The following is an 18,795-nucleotide window of genomic DNA, read 5'->3' as shown; positions in this document are numbered from 1 at the left end:
ATGTCTGCGAAAAAAGTAGTCTTGGCCTATTCCGGCGGTCTCGATACTTCGATCATGATCAAGTGGCTGAAGGATAATTACGGCTGCGAGGTTATCGCTTACGCCGCCAACGTCGGCCAGGCCGAGGAGCTTGACGGGTTAAAAGAAAAAGCGATCAAGACCGGCGCCGCCAAGATCTATATCGAGGACCTGCGCGAAGTTTTTGCCAAAGAGTTTATTTTCCCGATGCTCAAAGCCGGCGCGATCTACGAGAACCAGTACTTGCTGGGGACCTCCATTGCCCGGCCGATCATTGCCAAGCGCCAGATCGAGATCGCCCTCAAAGAAAAGGCCGATGCCGTGGCCCACGGCGCGACCGGCAAAGGGAACGACCAGGTCCGCTTTGAGCTGACCTTTATGGCGTTGGCTCCCCAGATCAAGGTTATCGCCCCCTGGCGGGAGTGGGAGTTGAAAGGGCGGGAAGAAGAGATCGAGTACGCCAAAAAGCATCACATTCCGATCCCGGTCAGCAAGAAAAAACCGTATTCTTCGGACCGAAACCTCTGGCATATCAGTTATGAGGGGGGGGTGTTGGAAGATCCCTGGTTTGAACCGAAAGAGGAGATGTTCCTCCTTTCCGTCTCACCCCAGAAAGCGCCGAATAAACCGGAATATGTGGAGGTCGATTTTGTAAAAGGGGAGCCGACCGCGGTCAATGGCCGCAAACTGGCGCCGGTCCCTCTGATCGAAGAGCTGAACAAAATCGGCGGGCGCAACGGCGTCGGCCGGGTCGACATCGTTGAAAACCGGTTGGTTGGGATCAAGTCGCGCGGCGTTTACGAAACTCCGGGGGGGACGATACTTTACGCCGCCCACCAGGCGCTCGAAGGGCTGACCCTTGACCGCGATGTCTTGCATTATAAACTGCAGGCCGCCCAGCGCTATGCCGAACTGGTCTATAACGGCCAATGGTTCACTCCTCTTAAAGAGGCGCTGGATGCTTTTGTGAACGCGACCCAGCGGAACGTGACCGGACGGATCAGGCTTAAACTATATAAAGGGAATTGCCTCGTTGTTGGCCGCAAGTCGGAGCGTTCGCTCTACCGGCCGGACCTGGCGACCTTCGAAAAAGAAGATTTCTACAATCAAAAAGACGCGGAGGGATTTATCAATCTGTTCGGGCTGCCGATCAAGGTGGCCGCGCTGATCAAAAAATGACCCCCTTCGTTTTCTTTTACGGTCTGTCGCTGATCGGGTTCGGCGGTTTGAGCTTAATGTTCGGGGTTTTTATCCATTCGCGATTTCATTCGGGAACAAGCCGTAATTATTTTCTTTTAACCATTACCATTTTTCTAACCGCGCTGGCCGAAGCCTTTATTCGCCTTGCCGCCACGCCGGAGACGGCCGCGATTTGGCTGGCTTTGGCGGTTGTTTTTTGGTTTGGGATTGTATTCTCTTTCTTGTATTTTACCGCTTTCTTTGCCGGAAAAAAGATTAATATTTGGCCGCTTCTTTACGCGCTGGCCGCTCTGGTGGTTGTGTCGTTTATTTTACCCGGTTATGCCGTTGCCGGGTTCGAAAAGCGTTTTTACGGTTATGGGCTGATCCCGGGACCGACTTTTTTTCTGTTCATGATTTACGCTCAAGCCGTAACGGCGTTGGGCCTGTTTTATTTAGCCCGGGCTTTAAGGCGGGCTAAAGAATTTTATAATCGCCGCCAGGCCTTGATTTTTATCGTGGCCGGGATCTTGTCTTCTTTATTGATTGTGATCTTTGATCAGGTGTTGTTGATTTTAGGCTACAATTTTGTCCCCATCGGGATTATTTGCGTCTCGACCATCGCTTCCGTCGCCGCTTACGGCATGCTTCGTTACGCTCCGGTTGCCAATCTGACCAAAGAGGCAATTGCCGAAGCGGCTTCAACGACCTTGAGCGATCCGCTGATCATTGCCGATAACGAAAGAATCATAACCTATGCTAATCCGGCGGTAACGAACCTGACCGGGTTTCGGCCGGACGAACTGGTTGGAAAGCCCGTTGCCGATTTTTTCTCTCAAGAAAAAGGAGGGATTTATAATTTAAAGCGAAAACGCGGGGCCTACCTCGTGGTGAGCCTGGCAATTTTCCCGATCTCGGGAGGGAAGGGCGCTTTGTACCTGGCCCGCGACCTGACCTCGGTTGTTAAGCTTAGAAAAGCGGTCCACAAAATGACCGCCGAAAAAAACCTTTCCCTGAACAAAGAAAAAGCGGTTGTGCGGGCGATTTTTGAATTCGCCGAAACCAACCGTCCGGACGAGGTCGAAGCGCTTTGGCGGCGGCTGACGGAGGGAAGCCTTGGCGAGATCCTGCGCCCGGTCTATGCCCTGGTTAAAGAATATGCCGAACTGATGGAGAGTGTCCATCGGTCAAGGGACGAACTGGCTGGTCAAGTGGAGGAGCTGGAAAAGACCATCCGTCTGATGTCGGGCCGGGAAGAGGCCCTCAAAGAGCTGGAAAAAAAATACCGGGAGTTGACCAAATGAGCCTGATCTTTTATCTTGACCTGATCGGAAAGCTCTTTGCGGGGACCGCGCTTTCCGTTTTGGCCGTTTATGTCTATCTGAACAACCGGTCTAATCTTTCCAATCGGAATTTTGCCTTAACTTTCGGGGCTTTGGCCTTATGGGTCTTTTCCCTGACTATCAGGATGTTCGATCCGGACCCGGCCCATCAGTTGCTTTACAGCCGAATATCGCATTTTTTCGGGGCGTTTTCGATTGCCGCGTTCAGTTATACGCTGATTGTTTTCCCAAAGAATGAAGATCTGTTCCCGTTGTGGAAATGGCTGATCGTTCTTCCCGGTTTGATTTTTGGCGGTCTCTCCCTGGTTACGGATTATGTCCTCAAAGGGTATCTTTCAGATCCGTATCCTTATATTTACCTGGGGACGGTCGTCACGGGCCCTCTTTACCAGCTCTATCTCGCTTATTGGGTTCTGGGCCCGCTGCTTAGCGTTGGCTTTTTGGTCTGGAAATATTTCCGCGCGCAGGAAAGCGACCGGCTAAGGATCGGTTACCTGGTGCTGGCGTTCGTGATCGGGATTGTCGAAGTCGGATTCTTCAATCTCTTCCTGCCTTATGTCGTTTTGATCGACACGACTTCAGTCGGCCCGATCGTTCTGCTCTTCCCGGTTTTTATGGTCGCTTATTCGATCGTCAAATTCGGGCTTTTTCGGATCACCCCAAAAGTCGCCGCGGCGGAAATAATTGAGTCGTTGGGGGGAGCGGTTTATGTTTGCGACATGAGGGGGAAGATCCTCTACGCCGGCACGGAGAAATTTATTTTTTCCGAGGCGGTGATTGAAAAGATCATTGAGCAGGTGATCGCAAAAGGGGGACTCCAGGACTATCGTTTAAAGATCGGCGAGCGCTGGGTCGATATTTCGGCCAACTTCCTGCGGCATGGAGGCGGCCTCGTTTTTATCGCTCATGACCTGACCGATATTGAACAAGAGATCGAGAATGAACAGCGGCTGCAGCAGGAACTGGGCGTCCGCTTGCAAAAAGAACAGGCCCTGCGCCGGACCCTGGCCTGCCTGGCCACGGTCTTTAAAAAAGAAGAGATCGAGAAGGCTTGTTCTCCGGCGGAAAAGCTGTTCGCCGACGATCTTGAATCGCTGCAGGCGCTGGAAAAAATGGTCGCCCGGGCCGAAGAACGAAGCAGGCTTCTTGACCGGCTGGAAGCGGACAAAGCGGCCCTCATCAAGAAAAAAAAGGAGATCGAAGAGATCCAAAACCTTGGTGTGCAAAGAGAGTTAAAGATGATAGAATTGAAGGAGCAGATCAAACAATTGGAGGGGAGCGGCAAATGAAGAAAAAACCCTGGTCCGGTCGTTTTCGGGACACTTTAGCCAAAACGGCTGAAGATTTTTCCAGCTCTATCCACTTTGATTCCCGGCTTTACAAACAGGATATCGTTCAAAACATTGCCTACGCCGAAGCCTTGCTTAAGGCTAAGGTCCTGACCCTCCCGGAATGCAAAAAGATCATCAAAGCGCTGGAAGAGATCCTCAAAGAGATCGAGCGCGGTTCGCTGAAACTTAAACCGGAACTGGAAGATGTTCACATGAACATCGAGAGCGCGCTGATCGATAAGGTCGGCGATGTCGGTAAAAAACTCCATTCCGGCCGGAGCCGCAACGATCAGGTCGCGACCGATACCCGATTGTTCGTAAAATACGAAACGACCGAGATCGTCTTGCTCATTAAAAAGCTCCAAGCGGTCCTGCTTGACCAAGCCTATAATAACGAAAAAGTTATTATGCCCGGTTATACCCATTTACAGCGGGCGCAGCCGGTCCTTTTTTCGCACCACTTAATGGCTTATTTCGAAATGCTGCAGCGCGACAAAGAACGCTTCTTGAATTGCCAGAAAGAATCCGACGTCATGCCTCTCGGTTCCGGCGCGCTGGCGGGCAACAGTTTTGGGATCAATCGCGAGCTTCTGGCCAAGGAATTAGGGTTTGCTAAGATATCCAAAAACAGCTTGGACGCCGTTTCCGACCGCGATTTTGCCGTCGATTTCGTTCACGCCTGCTCAATGCTGATGATGCACCTTTCCCGGTTGTCCGAAGAGCTGATCCTTTGGTCCTCCTTCGAGTTCAATTTCATCGAACTTTCCGACCGTTATACCACCGGTTCTTCGATCATGCCGCAGAAAAAGAACCCCGATCTGGCGGAACTTTCCCGGGGAAAGAGCGGTCGGGTTTTCGGCCATCTGATCGGCTTACTGACCATGATGAAGGGGCTGCCGCTGGCTTATAACCGCGATCTCCAGGAAGATAAGGAGGCCTTGTTCGATACCCTCGACACCGTCAAAGGGGTCATGTCGATCTACCCGGAAATGCTGGCCACGATGAAGGTTAATGAAGTGATCATGGCGGCGGCGGTCAAGAAAGGGTTCCTGACGGCGACCGACCTGGCGTATTACCTGGTCCGCAAAGGGGTTCCTTTTCGCGAGGCCCACGAGATAGTCGGCAAGATCGTCGCTTACTGCGAAGAATCAAATATGCAGTTGGAATACATGTCCCTCAAACAATTGAAAGAATTCTCGGAATATTTTGAATACGATTCGACCCGGGTTTTGTCCGCTGAAAGCAGTATTGCCAGCCGCGATCTCCCGGGCGGAACGGCGCTAAAAAGGGTCAGGGAGGCGATCAAAAGTGCCCGAAAAAACCTTCTTCATGATAAAGCCTGACGGGGTAGCCCGCGGTTTAGTTGACGAAATATTTAAACGTTTGGTCCAGGCCGGGCTTAAAGTCGCTGTCGATCGCCGGGCGACCATCAGCGAACAACAGGCGGCCGAGCTTTATTTGCCTCACCTGGGGAAAACCTTTTACGACGGCCTCGTTAAGTTCATCACTTCCGGTCCGGTCAGACTTTGTTTGGTCGAAGGGGAGCGGGCGATCGTCAAGACGAGAGCGTTAATGGGCGCGACCGATCCTTTGGCGGCCGAGCGGGGGACGATCCGGGGCGATCTGCGCGAGAAAGACGTTATCAATGAAGACGGCGTTATCAAGAACCTGGTCCATGGCTCGGATAGTTTGGCTTCGGCCCAGCGGGAGCTGGCGATCTTTTTTCCGGGGTTATGAACCGACCATTATTAATCGTCGGTTTGCTGTTTTTGTTTTTTTCCGCCGCTTTCGCCCAGCCCGAGAAATATTATCCCAAACAATTAGGCGTTGTTTCTGATTATGTCGACGTGCTTTCTCCTTCCGTCGAAGCGGAGATCGAACGGCAAGCCGCCCTGCTGAAAAAGTTCACTTCGGTCAATCTGAAGGTCGCGATCTTTTATTCGATCTCGACGTTGGAGATTATCAGTTATGCCGAAGAGCTTTATCGGCACTGGGATGTCGGCCAAACCGCGAAAAAACTGGACGACGGGGTCCTGATCATTATTACCTGGGCGGAGCAGGATGCCCGGGTCGTTGCCGGCCAGGGAGTCAGCCATGTCCTCAACGAGCAGGCGCGGGAGAACCTTAAGTATTTGATCCTGGGGGCGCTCGTCGACGGCGATTTTTCTAAAGCCTGCGTTCTGGGAACGACGGCGGTCACCCAGTTGATCATGAGCGGGCCGAAGAAAGAGCCCCCAGGCTATAAAATATTTAGCTGGCTGTTCCCGCTTAGTGTCTTATTGCTGTTTGCCTTGCTGGCGCCGCTCGCTTTCAACGGTGACTTCCTGATGGGTTATAGCATCGTTATCGGCGGGTTCTTTGGTTATTTGTTCTTTGGCCTTCCCGGGATGGTCGCCGTCGCCGCGCTTGCTTTCCTGCTTAATTTCCTAAAATTGTAGAAGGGGGATTAGATGTTGAAAAAACTTTGGTTGATAGTTGTTTTGGGGTTGTCGCTTTCGGCGGCGGGGTGGAGCGAAGAGGTTAAATTTCCGGCGGCCGTCGGGTTCGTCAATGATTTTGCCGGGGTGCTTGACCAGGGGACGGCGGAAAAACTGCGGCATCTCTCTTCCGACCTGGAAAAAAAGACCTCCGCCGAACTGGCGATCGTAACCGTTAAAACGGTCGCTCCGCTTGATCCCAAAGAGTATGCCGTCAAACTCTTCGAGAAATGGGGGGTCGGGAAAAAGGGGCAGGACAACGGGCTATTGTTTTTGGTTGCCGTCGCCGACCATCGGGTCGAGATCGAGGTCGGCTATGGCCTGGAAGGGGTCATAACCGATGCCCGGGCCGGTCGGATCTTGGACGAGTATGTTGTTCCCCGTTTCAAAGAAGGCGATTACAGCGGCGGGATCTACAATGGCGCGGCTGCGCTGGCCGAGCGGATCGCGACGGAGAAAAAAGTTGAGTTGGGCGGCGATTACAAGGCCGAAAAACCGACAGCTAATGGAGGCGAGGCTGGTTTCTTTTCCGATTTCTGGCTGATCGTTGGGATAATCGGCTTGATCTTTTTGTCGGTAATATTCTCGGGAAAAATCCCCGGGTTATTGGGGCTGGCGTTCGGTGCCTTTTTCGGTTTTTCGATTGCCGGCTTGATCGGCGCGATCGTTGGAGCAATTATCGGTTTTGTGTTATCATTCTTTGCGGGTCCGTTTTCCGGTGGCGGGGGATTCGGCGGTGGTTTTGGCGGCGGATCTTCCTGGGGTGGCGGCGGGTTCAGCGGCGGTGGTGGAGGTGGATTTGGCGGTGGTGGCAGTGGCGGCGGCGGGTCGGGAAGAAGCTGGTAGGGGAAAATACGGCTGTAAGCTTACAGCTTAAAGCTTTAAGCTAATTAAGGAGGGTTTTATCATGAATAAGTGGCTTATTGGGATCTTGGTTGTTATCGTTCTTTTAGGGATGTGGTCGGTTGGTGTTTATAATGGTTTGGTCGGCAGGGACCAGGAAGTCAAACAAAGCTGGGCCCAGGTTGAAAATCAGCTGCAGCGGCGCTATGACCTGATCCCGAACATCGTCGAAACCGTTAAAGGGTACGCTACCCACGAAAAAGAGCTCTTTGAAAATGTTGCCGCCGCCCGATCAGCCTGGGCCGGGGCCAAAACCAGCACCGAACGGATCAAGGCCGCTAATCAGGTGGAGGGAGTTTTGGGCCGTTTGATGGTCGTGGTCGAGAATTACCCTCAACTTAGGGCTTCCGAAAACTTCCGCGCCCTGCAGGATGAGCTGGCCGGGACCGAAAATCGGATCTCCGTGGCCAGAATGCGCTACAACGACGCGGTTCAAGGCTACAACGTGACCGCCCGTTCGATTCCGACCGTTTTTGTCGTCAGGCTCTTCGGTTTTGACGCTGAAAAGATCTTTTTTGCCTCGGCCGCTGAAGCGAAGGTCGCCCCGAAGGTCAAGTTCTAAGCCAATGAAGATCAGGGTTGAATATGAGTCGTTACTGGAGATCAAATGCGACCTGCTGGTCGTCAACGAGTTTGAAGGGGTGAAGTCGCCCGGCGGCGGGACCGGGGCCGTCGATAAGGCGCTGAAGGGGATGATCTCCAGGCTTTCCAGGGACGGCGAGATCAGCGGCCGGTTGGGGGAAGTGACGATGCTTCACTGTCCGGAAGGGGTCTGTGCTTCTAAAGTCGCGATCGTTGGTCTGGGTAAGAAGGAAAAATTCGATCTGGACGCGGTTAGGACCGCGGCGGCCGCGGCGATCAAAAAAGCCCGGGCGATAAAAGCCCGGACCGTCGCGACGATCATCCATGGCGCCGGTATCGGCGGGTTGGAACCGGAGGAAGCGGCCAAGGCGACAGTTGAAGGTTCGGTCCTTGGCGTTTATAAATTTGCCGGGTACGCTAAAGAAAAAGAGATCCCGGACCACAAAATTGAGTCGTTAATCCTGACCGATAATGACCGGAGCAAGATACCGGCGATCAAAAAAGGGGCCGAGCTCGGACGGATCATTGCCGAGGCGGAAAATCACGCCCGCGACCTGGTCAATACTCCTTCCAATAAGATGACCCCGACCGCTTTTGCCAAGTTGGCGGAACATATCGCTAAGATCAATAAATTGAAAGTTACGGTGATCGACCCGAAAAAAGCCGGGATGGAAGCGCTCTGGGCGGTCGCTAAAGGGTCGGAAGAACCGCCGAAGCTGGTCGCGATTGAATACACCGGAAACCCCGGCTCCAAAGAGAAACTGGCGATCATCGGCAAGGGGATTACTTTCGACTCCGGCGGGATCTCTCTTAAGCCCTCCAAGAAGATGAGCGAGATGAAGACCGATATGGCCGGGGCGGCGGCGGTGCTTGGGACCATGAGCCTCCTTTCCGATCTTAAACCGAAATGTAATGTGCTGGGGATCATGTCGCTGACGGAAAATATGCCGTCCGGCCACGCGACCAAACCCGGCGATGTTGTCGGTTCCCTTTCCGGTTATACCATAGAAGTTTTAAACACCGACGCCGAAGGGCGAATGATCCTGGCTGACGCGATTACTTACGCCAAACAGCGCGGCGCGACTAAAATGATCGATGTCGCGACCCTGACCGGCGGCTGTATTGTCGCTCTGGGCGATGCCGCGACCGGGGTGATCGGCAACGACCAGGAGCTGATCGACAAGATCATCCGGGTCGGCAACCGCTGCGGCCAAAAGATGTGGCAGCTGCCGCTCTACGATGAATATAAAGACGCTTTAAAAAGCCAAGTTGCCGACTTGAAAAACACTTCCGAGACCGGCAAAGCTTCGCCTTCGTCCGGGGCCGCTTTTCTGGCCAAGTTTGTCGGAGAGACCCCCTGGGCGCATCTTGATATCGCCGGGACAGCCCACCTCGACAAAGAATCCGGCTATCTGCCGGACGGCGCGACCGGGGTTCCGGTCAGGACCCTGATCGAATATATAACCAGGCAATGAAGAATTGGCTGATCGGACTACTTCTCCTGGCCCAGCCGCTACTGGCGGCGACGCCGGAGAGTTTGTCTTTACCCCAGTCGGTCAAAGCGGAGAACAATCCAAAGCTCCAATATCTCTATCGGATCAGGATCGCCAACGTTCCCAATGGTTCCATTGAAGTCAGCAATGAAGCGGGGAAAAGGTGGTATCAGGTCGGCCGGGTCCTTTACCCTACGCTTAAAGTCAACAAAGATGGCTATGCCGCTTCCCGGTGGGTCAAGAACGGGGAGATCGCCGCGACGGCGGTCAATGCCATTCACGTGAAAGTCGGTTATGACCAGGTTAATAATAAAGGGGTGATCTTCAGTGTTCTCCCTAAAGACCAGTTGCGGCCGCCGCGCGAATACCGCTCTTATTTAAGCCCCGATTCCTCGATCTACACCGACATTCCGGCCGGCCAGAAGATCTTCGGCGGCGGGTTTGCCCCTTTTGTCGGTAATAAAGTTTTCTTTTCGCGTCAGACCAGCTATCTTTATCCGATCACGGCTGATTATCAGCCTTCGCTGGGCGACGTTTATACAATCGTCGTCAAACGACCGCTCGATTATCCCAAGGAGATCGTCTTCGAAAACACTTTCGGCGGAGCGATCACGATCCGCTATTTTGGCAACCGGGAAAAAGTGATCGGGACAGTTCTCCGACCGGTCCAGGGGGTCGGCCGTTTTGAAGGGACCCTTTACGCTTCGACCGGCCGGATCAGGGCGAACCATGCCGGAGTGATTGACATCTCCACTTCGCCGCTCGGGAAGATCGGCGGCTTCCAGATTGTCCCCGCCGAGCATGGCTCCGACCTGAAGTATGTCCGCGAGCTAACCCAATGGATGGTGATCGGTCCCCCCTTGGTCGGCGAGGGGTCGCTCGAAGGGGTTGCCCCCTTCTTCCGTTATTTTATTCAACCGGATTTCCGGGCCGATGATCTTGATGACGATGATAATTGGGAGCAGCGGCTCTTGAATCGTTTTCTGGTCGAAGTCAAATTGAAAGGGGAAGATAATTGGCGGGCGATGCCGTCGCTCTCCCTGGACCGCAACAAAGAACTTCCCAAATGGGCCAATTCCGCGCTGGACAAGGTCAGCAGTTTCCGGATCTTGTTCCCGATCGAGGGAAACTAATCTCTGGGGACGACTGTTATCATCAAAGCGTCGTTATTGCGTGGATCGGTCATCGGATTAAAATAATCGGCGATTGGTTCCCCCTTGCTGGGATGAAAACGGGTCGTGAATTCAGGAAAACTATCCGGTTCCCCCATAACGGCCTGATGCAGTTTGAAATAGGGGAGTAAAAAATCGATATTCCATGAATTCAACCCATAAGGAAAAAAGTCGGGGAAATTAACGACCGCCTCCGGAAACGCTTTTATAAACCTGATCCAGGAGAGAATGAAGTATTCCCGCGCTTTTGCCGGGTCGCGGAAGGTCGGGTAAGCGTCGTCCGGCATTCTGATCGCGGGATTAGAAAAGACGGTGTCTTTTAACTCTCTCGCTTTAGCGTCAAAAACCAGGGCGACCGCTTTGACCGATAATTGGGGGTCAAGAGCGATCCGAGCGGCGCTGTCTTCGGTCCTTCCCAGATTCGGAAAATATTGCCGCCACAGCCGGCCGTTATCGTATTCACCGGCCTTCAAGAAATCACCGATCAAGATGGCGTTGGGGCCGAGCCCTTGCTTAGTGACGGAAACTTTGGTGGAGGCCAGACGCCAGGAAATATCATAAATTTTATTCTCTTTGTCATCGATCTTGACGCCAAAGGCATAACCCAGTTCTTGAGTGTAGCGCCGATACGTTTCTCTAAAAGCGGGAGCTTCTTTGGTGTTGTACCAAGAAGCGGCGCCGGTATCCTGCCAAGGGTCTTCGGTCCCCATCCAGAAAAGTTCGGCGAAAGTATTGATCTCCAGATAGCTTTTTAACGTGTTGACGTCAATATCCATGCCTATTTCCGAGAGGGAGGAGTGAAGCGTATGAGCGGCTTCGGTATAAGTAGCCGCGAGTGTTTTGATAAATTGGTAAATCGGTAAATGAGCTTGAAGATCGATATAACGATCGGTGTAAGTCGCGGCCAGAGAGATCGTGTTGGGGCCGGTCGCTTTGCCGGAATAATCGCCGATATAAATTTTTTCCGGGTTGGCCACCACCCCGATAAACCCGTGAGTTAAATCCTTGACGGCCGTGATGCCAGAGATCGGGATTGACCGGTCGAGGCCATAGGCCTCGAGATAAAAATTGAAAGGTCTTTGCCCGCCTGGGGTTGGGACTCTAACCGTGCACTGGTTGCCGAGGTTTATTCGGCAATAGGTTTTAACCGCGTCTGTGGCCAGGGTTCCCCTTTGCATTTCGGCTTCGGCTTTGGCGGTCGATTCTTCTGTCGGCTGGACCTTGGGCGAGGCGTCAAGCCGGGCGTACATGGCCAGAGTGGTGTTTTCCGGCATGATCTTGACCTGGTAAGGAGGGTTGCCGGGCGGCGTGACAGTTACTTCCCGCGCTTCATCAGGCGAAGCCCACTTGATAATATCCAGGAGGGTTTTGGCTGAACGGAGAATTTTGACTTCCCGTCCCAAATCATCCGACAATCCAGATAAATTAGCTTCAGTTTGTAACGCGATAGTCATGTTAATGATTCTGGTTTTTTTCTCGCTTAAAGCTTTATACTGAGCGGCGTCAATCCCTTTAGCTTCAAGAGCAGAAGTGTCTTTGAGATTGCCAAGAAATGGCCGAAAAAGGCGAAGGTTTTGCGCCGGAAAGGCGGCTTTTATTTCCTGCGCTAGTTGTCGGACTTCTTTAACGGCGTTAGGCAGGGAGATGCCCAGCGCGGCTAAGGTGGGGACATTTAACATTTTGACGGGTTGATCGCCTCGGACGGCAGCCGACAAGCCGCCAATAACTAAGAGGGCGTTCGTTGCGTTCCTAAGGACACCTCTAAATCTTGTTGGAACGACTGCTGATCTAATTTGCATAAAACATGCCTCGTTAATTAAGATTGGGATTGCCAAAAATCCTCAAGAATATTTCGGTAAAAAACCGGAGAAATTTCAGCCTATTAAAAGTTTTTTGCCCCTTCCCATTCGCCGAAATAGCTTCCCTTGTGGTCGCGCATAGCTGGCCCGGGCGAGGGGGCACCGGGGGTCTTAGCCATGAGATGGACGGCTTGGTTTAAGGCCTGAACATCATCGGCAAGCTTTTGCCACTTGTGGGTGTCATAAGCGGCAAAGCGAAATTTCAGAGGGATCAAGATGAGCAATCCCATTAATTCTTTGCTATAATTAATTCATGACGGAAAAATTCTACCTGACTACCCCGATCTACTATGTCAACGATATCCCGCATATCGGGCATTCCTACACGACCATTGCCGCCGATGTCCTGGCCAGATATAAAAGGAGCCGGGGGGTTGAAACCTACTTCCTGACCGGAACCGACGAGCACGGGCAAAAGGTCTGGAAAGTGGCCGATACTAAGGGGGTAGGGGCGAAAGAGTTTGTGGATAGTATTGTTCCCCGCTGGAAAAAGGCCTGGGAGACCCTCAATATCAGCAACGATGATTTTATCAGGACGACTGACGAGCGCCATGAAAAGACCGTCCAGGCGATCTTCAGCCGCTTGCTTAAGCAAGGCGATATCTATAAAGGGGAATATTCCGGTTGGTATTGTGTGACTTGCGAGACCTACTGGCCCGAGGCCGAACTTAAAGAGGATATGGAAGGGCGGAAGCTCTGCCCCGATTGCGGCCGCCAAACCGAAATGCTGAAGGAGGAAAGCTATTTTTTCAAGCTTTCCAAGTTTCAAGAACCGCTCCTCCGGCATATTGAGGCTCAACCGGACTTTATAAAACCTGATTCCAGGCGGAATGAAGTAATTCAGTTTATCAAACAAGGGTTACATGACCTCTCCGTTACCCGGACCGCTTTCCCTTGGGGAGTGGTCGTAGCGGATGACCCAAAACACGTCGTTTACGTCTGGTTTGATGCCTTGATCAATTATATTTCCGCCATTGGCTACCTACAGGACGATCAGAAGTTCAATAAATGGTGGCCGGCTGATGTCCATATCATGGGGAAAGAGATTGTCCGTTTCCACGCCGTAACCTGGCCCTGTATCCTGATGGCCTTAGGCTTACCACTCCCTAAAAAAGTCTTTGGGCATGGCTGGTGGACCGTGGAAGGGGCCAAGATGTCCAAGTCCAAGGGGAATGTGGTTGACCCGATCGCCCTGGCGGAGAAATATGGAGTCGATGTTGTCCGTTATTTCATCCTGAGGGAAGTCGCCTTTGGCGCCGACGGCGACTTTTCCTACGATTCACTGGTCAATCGCTATAATGCCGACCTGGCCAACGATCTAGGGAATTTACTAAGCCGAACTTTAACGATGATCGAAAAGTATTTTGAGGGAAAAGTTCCGACCATGGCAGGGAGTGGGGATGACTTGACCCAGGAATTGGCCAAATTGACGGAAAAGACCCCAGCCTTGGTTGACCAGGCGATGAACGAACTCGCTTTTTCTGATGCGTTGGCAGCGATCTGGCAGTTGATCAGCCAAGCGAACGTCTATATTGAGAAACAAGCCCCTTGGGGTTTAGCAAAAAGAGGGGAAATTGAAAAATTAGCCCAGGTTATGGCGACCCTGTTTAATGTCTTAAAAACAACTGCCGAACTTTTGTCACCTTTTATGCCGGCTACCTCCGGTAAGATCAAGAGCCAATTAAACCTTGGCGGCGATAAAGTCGCTAAAGGTGAGGTTCTTTTCCCCAGGCTACAGAAGTAGATACGAATACACGAATAAGAAAACGAATACACTAATGGAGACAATTGACTTAATTAGTGCATTCGTGTCCCATTAGTGTATTCGTATCCCATTCGAGTGTTCGTGGTAATAAAGTTGCTACCTCTCATTTATGGCCATTCTTCTTTATCCTGAACTAAGCTACAAGATAATGGGGGTTCTTTTCTCGGTCCATAATCAGCTTGGTCCGGGCTTTATGGAAAAACATTATCAAAGAGGGATAGAAAATGAATTTATGAAACAGGGGATAAAATATTTGTCTCAAGTTGAAACAAAAATTGAGGGAATTGGAGCCTTCAGGCTCGACTTTCTGGTTAATGACTTAATTGTTGTTGAAATTAAGGCAACCCCTAGGATATCCAGGGACGATTATCAACAAATTAAGAGGTATTTGAAACTAATGGATAAAGAGCTTGGGATCCTTGCCACTTTCGGCCGAAGGAACCTAATCTACCGTCGAATACTAAAGGGTTACAAATGAGCTCCCATTCGTGTGTCCAATTAAACAACCGTCAAACCGCCCGGTTTTGCCAGCAACTTTCAACTCTTTTAACCTCCGGCCTGCCGCTGGCTGACGCTCTGCGGGTCATTGGCCAAACTCCTTTCTTTAAAAAGGAAAGATTAGCAATCGGTAGAATGATCGAGCGGATCGAAGAAGGAGCTTCTTTAGGAGAGGGGGCAAAACAAGTCCTTCCTGATCTGGCCTGCGCGACTTTACAAGCGGCGGATCGGGGTGGCGCGGTCGAAAAAGTCTTGAATTATTTAGGCAACTACTACGACCAGCGGGCCGAGTTATCAGAAAAGCTGATCGGCGCCCTGGTTTATCCTGCTTTTGTGGCTGTTGTCAGCTTGGGACTGCTGGTCTTTCTTTTGGTTTATGTTGTTCCTTCAATGAGCCAGTTATTAGAGGAAGTGGGAAGCGGCTTGCCTCCGTTAACTGTGGCGGTCATGGCGATTAGCTCTTTTCTGGTTAATTATTGGTTGTTGATTGTTGGCGGAGTGATCTTGCTTGGTGTGGTCGCCTTAAAAAGGCGGAATGCTTTTATGAGTGGGCTCACCAGGTTGCCGTTGCTTGGCGATTATTATCGCCAGGAGCTGGCGCTTTTTAACTGTTTAACCTTCGGGATGCTGCTTGAAGGGGGGATCTCGCTAAGCACTGCCATGGCGATCGGTTCGCGAACAGTGACCGATCCGCTGTTTCAAGCTGATTTGAATCGTCTCCGGACTGAAGTTGAGAATGGCCGGAAGATCAGCGAGGCTCTGGCTGAAAGCCGCTACTTCCCAACCGATTCGGTCTCGCTGGTCGCGATCGGGGAGAATACCGGCCGGTTAGGCGCTGCCTTTCTGGATGTCGCTGCTTTCAAGGCAAAGGAGCGAGGGGCGAGGCTCGAACAGCTCTCAAAATTACTGGAGCCGGCGATTACCGCGACCGTTGGCGGGTTGGTTGCCTTTATCGTCTTGGCCCTTTTTCTGCCTTTGCTGAAGCTGGTTGCCGCCCTAAGTTGATTGCAGTTTCAGAGAGGCCAATCTATAATACTGGGAGGTGAAGAGAATGAAAAATAGAAATGGGTTTACTCTCGTCGAAATATTGATCGTGATCGGGATCATCGGCTTGTTGTCGGTCTTTCTGGTCCCAAATCTTTTGGGCGCGCGCGACAAAGGGAAAGAAGCGGCGGTCAAGGGGGTCATGCATACCGTTCAGTTGGCGGTCGAAGCTTATCATTTGGAAAATAATGTTTATCCGTTGGGAAAAGATATCGGGGTCAGGTCGCTTTGCGAGAATTACCTGATGAGCGGTGATTATATTGCCGCGGTCCCGAAAAATCCCTTTACCGGGAAAGAATACCAGGATGGCGACCGGGCCGGGAAAATTATTTACGGTTACGACGAGACGACCGGGACGTACTCAATAATTGGATATAAAAGGAATGGCCTTGCGAAATTACTTGAGCTTACTAATTTGTAGTTTGCTGCTGGCTGGGTTGGCCACGGCTATTGATTACGATCCGAATGCTTTTCTCCGTTCCAGCCTGAATGGCGAAGTCTCGATCCTTAATCCGATCCTCTCGACCGACAACGTCTCGGCGGCGGTTGAAGATACGATGTTCAACGGCCTGGTGACTTTTAATGAGAAGCTCGAAGTTGAGCCCGACCTGGCCGCCTCCTGGCAGACTTCAAAAGATGGTAAGGTTTGGACCTTTAAACTGCGGCCCGACGTAAAGTGGCATGACGGGGCCCCATTTACGGCCGATGACGTTGTCTTTACCTACAACGCGATCCTTAACCCAAAGGTGAATTCGGTCCGCCGGAGCGATTTTATGATCGACGGCCGGCCGATCAGGTTCCAGGCGCTTGATAAATACACTTTTCAGGCCGTTTTGCCCGTTCCCTTTGCTCCTTTTTTGGTCAGAATGGGGATGGGGATCATTCCTAAACACCTGCTGGCTGGAAAAGACCTTAATACGGCTGACTTTAACCGGTATCCGGTCGGGACCGGGCCTTTTAAGTTCAAGGAGTGGGTTTCCGGCGATCACGTGACGGTGGTCCGTAATCAAGATTATTTCCGTGGCGCTCCTAAATTGGCCGGGATCAACTTTAAAATGATCCCGGACGAGAATTCACAGCTGGTCGCCCTGGAAGCCGATGAGATCGACGAGGCGGGGATCCCGCCTAAGGATTACCAGCGGATCAAAGCTAAACCGGGGATCAATGTCTACGACTACCCGGTCTTGCAATATACCTATCTTGGCTTCAATTTAGCTAATCCTAAGTTTACCGATCGCCGGGTCCGCCAGGCGCTGGCTTACGCGACCGACAAAAAACAACTGGTCGATCTGATCCATAAAGGGCTCGCGACCCCAGCGTACGCTCCTTCGGCTCCGATCTCCTGGGCTTATAATAGCAATGTGCCAAAATACGAATTCAATCCGGAAAAAGCGAAGCAGTTGCTGAAAGAGGCCGGGGTTAAGAACCTCGAATTTACGATCCTGGCCAACCAGGGAAATAAAGAGCGGGAAAAAGCGGCAGTTATCTTACAACAGCAATATAAGAAGGTTGGGGTCAACGTTAAAGTTCGTTTACTGGAATGGTCGGCACTCCTCAAGATCATCAACGCGCCGAAAGGACCGAAAGATTTTGAAGCGGTCTTAATGGGCTGGTCGCTGGGGCTCGATCCGGACGCCTATTCGATCTGGCATTCGAGCCAATACCCGGCCGGGTTTAACTTCAATAAGTATAATAATAAAAAAGTTGACGAATTCTTAAAAGCCGGACGAACCACGATCGACCGGAGCGGCCGCAAGAAGATCTATGCCCAGATCTGGCAGGAGATTGCCGCCGACCAGCCGTATATCTTTCTCTGGTACCCGAAGGCAATAGTCGGGGTCCGCGAGCGGGTCGGCGGACTGTCCAAGCCGGGGCCGGCCGGGTTGTTTGTCCATCTCGAAAAAGTTTATCTCAAAAAGTAAGAAGGTTTTTTCTTCCTTCAATTCAGCTGAAATCCCCCCGTTTATTAGCCGAAAATTATTTATGATTGCCAGGAGTTGCCGCCTTTCTGGGGAAAGAGCGGTTGAGCTATATAAAAAAATCGAATTTAACGACCAGGCTGCCCGCCAGGCGATGGCGGGACGCGTTGCCGAAGCGCATCAGGGGAAACCGTTTCCCGAATTCTTGGCCGCTCCTTTTGGCCGATCCTGTTTGCCACGGGAGATCTATTTCCAGCCGGAAAAGCGGCTGGCACTCACCGATCCGTTGTATTGGGAAGCGCTTGCCCCCGAGAAGCTGGCACAAGAGCATCTCCACACGATAGCCTTTCCCAGCCAGAGCGACAGGGCGATGGTAATAATTTGGGATAATGGCGCCGTTAGCGAGTTCAAAGGGGAAACCCTTCCTTCCTCATATCTTAAGAGTGCGGGTGTTCACGATCAGTCGCAGGAACCGTACGGTTTTTTGGAAGCGGTCAAAGGTGAAAGGGAAGCGGAATGTTTGCGGGAAATTGGCGCGATTGATAGTCAGTTTACTCCACTGGGTGAGGGGGAGGACGCTTGGGGGAGACACCTTGGCTTTGGCCAGCTGGTCAGGGAAGGGGAAGCCTTTTTCCCCTGGTTGCGGTTGGACCGGCCGTTGGCTGATCTTTGCCATTTTAGCCGGTGGCAGAAACTATCCCTGGAAACATTTTTGCAACAGACGGCCGGTCGGCTGGGTGGACAGCTGGCGAAATTACACGCCAATGGCTGTTTCAATGTCGGTTATCGGAGTATGGGAAATTATTTTAAAGGAATATTATCTTATTGCCACGTTGGCAACGTTGAAATTAACGGTAACCTGCTTGACTTGGGAACAGTTAAAAGAGGGGCAGAACTCGCTCAATTATATGAAGATTGGGGGGAAGGGAAAAAATCAGCCGAAGAACAAAGTCTGTTTTCAGCGTTTTTAGATATCTACAGGATTTTTGGGGGAATTTACCCGCCGACCGGCAATTTTTTGTGGGGGTTGGACCGGGGATTATTAGGAAGGGAATGGGACGCCTATTCCTTTGATCTATTCTTGAAAGCCTTCGCGGAAAGTTATTTGAAGAATACCGCCCAAGTCGGTTCTTTTATGGCCAACTGGCATAATTCCCAAAAAATGATGGCAGTTTTAAACGGGAATCAGGAGTGAAATGCGGTTTGCGCCGG

Annotated in this window: 18 protein-coding genes; 16 read left to right on the top strand and 2 right to left on the bottom strand. The window is 51.7% G+C overall.

The window, feature by feature from the left end:
- The 10 genes from WC772_03530 (at nucleotide 1) to WC772_03485 (ending at nucleotide 10,459) form a co-directional block, all read left to right on the top strand.
- Nucleotides 1–1,197, top strand: a complete 1,197-nt coding sequence (locus WC772_03530; GenBank protein ID MFA6169825.1) for an argininosuccinate synthase — start codon at nucleotides 1–3, stop codon at nucleotides 1,195–1,197.
- On the top strand, nucleotides 1,194–2,501 hold the full coding sequence (locus WC772_03525) for a histidine kinase N-terminal 7TM domain-containing protein (GenBank protein ID MFA6169824.1): 1,308 nt from the start codon (nucleotides 1,194–1,196) through the stop codon (nucleotides 2,499–2,501). The genes WC772_03530 and WC772_03525 overlap by 4 nt, the downstream gene beginning before the upstream one ends.
- Entirely contained in the window at nucleotides 2,498–3,829 is a 1,332-nt protein-coding gene (locus WC772_03520) for a histidine kinase N-terminal 7TM domain-containing protein (GenBank protein MFA6169823.1), read from the top strand. The genes WC772_03525 and WC772_03520 overlap by 4 nt, the downstream gene beginning before the upstream one ends.
- Nucleotides 3,826–5,214, top strand: coding sequence for an argininosuccinate lyase (gene argH / locus WC772_03515; GenBank protein MFA6169822.1), 1,389 nt, complete (start codon nucleotides 3,826–3,828; stop codon nucleotides 5,212–5,214). The genes WC772_03520 and argH overlap by 4 nt, the downstream gene beginning before the upstream one ends.
- Complete coding sequence (locus tag WC772_03510; GenBank protein ID MFA6169821.1) at nucleotides 5,180–5,608, top strand: nucleoside-diphosphate kinase; 429 nt, start codon at nucleotides 5,180–5,182, stop codon at nucleotides 5,606–5,608. The genes argH and WC772_03510 overlap by 35 nt, the downstream gene beginning before the upstream one ends.
- Nucleotides 5,605–6,309: a TPM domain-containing protein gene (locus tag WC772_03505; protein MFA6169820.1), complete on the top strand. Its 705-nt coding sequence runs from the start codon at nucleotides 5,605–5,607 to the stop codon at nucleotides 6,307–6,309. The genes WC772_03510 and WC772_03505 overlap by 4 nt, the downstream gene beginning before the upstream one ends.
- A 12-nt stretch (nucleotides 6,310–6,321) precedes the next feature.
- On the top strand, nucleotides 6,322–7,194 hold the full coding sequence (locus WC772_03500; protein MFA6169819.1) for a TPM domain-containing protein: 873 nt from the start codon (nucleotides 6,322–6,324) through the stop codon (nucleotides 7,192–7,194).
- A 61-nt stretch (nucleotides 7,195–7,255) separates the two neighbouring features.
- On the top strand, nucleotides 7,256–7,813 hold the full coding sequence (locus WC772_03495; protein MFA6169818.1) for a LemA family protein: 558 nt from the start codon (nucleotides 7,256–7,258) through the stop codon (nucleotides 7,811–7,813).
- A 4-nt stretch (nucleotides 7,814–7,817) separates the two neighbouring features.
- On the top strand, nucleotides 7,818–9,308 hold the full coding sequence (locus WC772_03490) for a leucyl aminopeptidase (protein ID MFA6169817.1): 1,491 nt from the start codon (nucleotides 7,818–7,820) through the stop codon (nucleotides 9,306–9,308).
- Nucleotides 9,305–10,459 carry a hypothetical protein gene (locus WC772_03485; protein MFA6169816.1) on the top strand — a complete coding sequence of 385 codons (1,155 nt, stop codon included), beginning with the start codon at nucleotides 9,305–9,307 and terminating at the stop codon, nucleotides 10,457–10,459. The genes WC772_03490 and WC772_03485 overlap by 4 nt, the downstream gene beginning before the upstream one ends.
- On the opposite strand, the gene WC772_03480 is transcribed toward WC772_03485, so the two are convergent.
- The gene (locus WC772_03480; GenBank protein ID MFA6169815.1) at nucleotides 10,456–12,177 is read right to left on the bottom strand and encodes a hypothetical protein; all 1,722 of its coding nucleotides are present in this window, start codon (nucleotides 12,175–12,177) and stop codon (nucleotides 10,456–10,458) included. The two genes, WC772_03485 and WC772_03480, sit on opposite strands and share 4 nt — an antisense overlap.
- Before the next feature lie 203 nt (nucleotides 12,178–12,380).
- Nucleotides 12,381–12,572, bottom strand: a complete 192-nt coding sequence (locus WC772_03475) for a hypothetical protein (GenBank protein MFA6169814.1) — start codon at nucleotides 12,570–12,572, stop codon at nucleotides 12,381–12,383.
- Nucleotides 12,573–12,610: 38 nt separating this feature from the next.
- On the opposite strand from WC772_03475, the gene metG reads away from it, so the two are divergent.
- From metG to WC772_03445, 6 genes are all read left to right on the top strand, one after another.
- Nucleotides 12,611–14,101, top strand: a complete 1,491-nt coding sequence (gene metG, locus WC772_03470) for a methionine--tRNA ligase (GenBank protein MFA6169813.1) — start codon at nucleotides 12,611–12,613, stop codon at nucleotides 14,099–14,101.
- A 130-nt stretch (nucleotides 14,102–14,231) separates the two neighbouring features.
- Nucleotides 14,232–14,600 (top strand): GxxExxY protein, encoded by a 369-nt coding sequence (locus WC772_03465; GenBank protein MFA6169812.1) that lies wholly within the window; start codon nucleotides 14,232–14,234, stop codon nucleotides 14,598–14,600.
- Nucleotides 14,597–15,625 carry a type II secretion system F family protein gene (locus WC772_03460; GenBank protein MFA6169811.1) on the top strand — a complete coding sequence of 343 codons (1,029 nt, stop codon included), beginning with the start codon at nucleotides 14,597–14,599 and terminating at the stop codon, nucleotides 15,623–15,625. Before WC772_03465 ends, WC772_03460 begins: the two co-directional genes overlap by 4 nt.
- 46 nt (nucleotides 15,626–15,671) lie before the next feature.
- Nucleotides 15,672–16,085: a prepilin-type N-terminal cleavage/methylation domain-containing protein gene (locus tag WC772_03455; GenBank protein MFA6169810.1), complete on the top strand. Its 414-nt coding sequence runs from the start codon at nucleotides 15,672–15,674 to the stop codon at nucleotides 16,083–16,085.
- Nucleotides 16,066–17,586: a peptide-binding protein gene (locus WC772_03450; protein MFA6169809.1), complete on the top strand. Its 1,521-nt coding sequence runs from the start codon at nucleotides 16,066–16,068 to the stop codon at nucleotides 17,584–17,586. The genes WC772_03455 and WC772_03450 overlap by 20 nt, the downstream gene beginning before the upstream one ends.
- 61 nt (nucleotides 17,587–17,647) lie before the next feature.
- On the top strand, nucleotides 17,648–18,778 hold the full coding sequence (locus WC772_03445) for a hypothetical protein (GenBank protein ID MFA6169808.1): 1,131 nt from the start codon (nucleotides 17,648–17,650) through the stop codon (nucleotides 18,776–18,778).
- Nucleotides 18,779–18,795 lie beyond the last annotated feature (17 nt).

The organism is Candidatus Margulisiibacteriota bacterium (genome assembly GCA_041661965.1).
In the GTDB taxonomy this organism is placed as follows: domain Bacteria; phylum Margulisbacteria; class WOR-1; order O2-12-FULL-45-9; family XYB2-FULL-48-7; genus XYB2-FULL-45-9.
The sequence above is the reverse complement of the archived record's forward strand: the minus strand, read 5'-3'. Positions and strand labels throughout refer to the sequence as shown.

Excerpts from the sequence above, each read along its gene's own strand:
- WC772_03530 (MFA6169825.1), top strand. The coding sequence starts at position 1 with ATGTCTGCGAAAAAAGTAGTCTTGGCCTATTCCGGCGGTCTCGATACT.
- WC772_03525 (MFA6169824.1), top strand. The coding sequence starts at position 1,194 with ATGACCCCCTTCGTTTTCTTTTACGGTCTGTCGCTGATCGGGTTCGGC.
- WC772_03520 (MFA6169823.1), top strand. The coding sequence starts at position 2,498 with ATGAGCCTGATCTTTTATCTTGACCTGATCGGAAAGCTCTTTGCGGGG.
- argH (MFA6169822.1), top strand. The coding sequence starts at position 3,826 with ATGAAGAAAAAACCCTGGTCCGGTCGTTTTCGGGACACTTTAGCCAAA.
- WC772_03505 (MFA6169820.1), top strand. The coding sequence starts at position 5,605 with ATGAACCGACCATTATTAATCGTCGGTTTGCTGTTTTTGTTTTTTTCC.
- WC772_03500 (MFA6169819.1), top strand. The coding sequence starts at position 6,322 with ATGTTGAAAAAACTTTGGTTGATAGTTGTTTTGGGGTTGTCGCTTTCG.
- WC772_03495 (MFA6169818.1), top strand. The coding sequence starts at position 7,256 with ATGAATAAGTGGCTTATTGGGATCTTGGTTGTTATCGTTCTTTTAGGG.
- WC772_03490 (MFA6169817.1), top strand. The coding sequence starts at position 7,818 with ATGAAGATCAGGGTTGAATATGAGTCGTTACTGGAGATCAAATGCGAC.
- WC772_03485 (MFA6169816.1), top strand. The coding sequence starts at position 9,305 with ATGAAGAATTGGCTGATCGGACTACTTCTCCTGGCCCAGCCGCTACTG.
- WC772_03480 (MFA6169815.1), bottom strand. The coding sequence starts at position 12,177 with ATGTTAAATGTCCCCACCTTAGCCGCGCTGGGCATCTCCCTGCCTAAC.
- metG (MFA6169813.1), top strand. The coding sequence starts at position 12,611 with ATGACGGAAAAATTCTACCTGACTACCCCGATCTACTATGTCAACGAT.
- WC772_03465 (MFA6169812.1), top strand. The coding sequence starts at position 14,232 with ATGGCCATTCTTCTTTATCCTGAACTAAGCTACAAGATAATGGGGGTT.
- WC772_03460 (MFA6169811.1), top strand. The coding sequence starts at position 14,597 with ATGAGCTCCCATTCGTGTGTCCAATTAAACAACCGTCAAACCGCCCGG.
- WC772_03455 (MFA6169810.1), top strand. The coding sequence starts at position 15,672 with ATGAAAAATAGAAATGGGTTTACTCTCGTCGAAATATTGATCGTGATC.
- WC772_03445 (MFA6169808.1), top strand. The coding sequence starts at position 17,648 with ATGATTGCCAGGAGTTGCCGCCTTTCTGGGGAAAGAGCGGTTGAGCTA.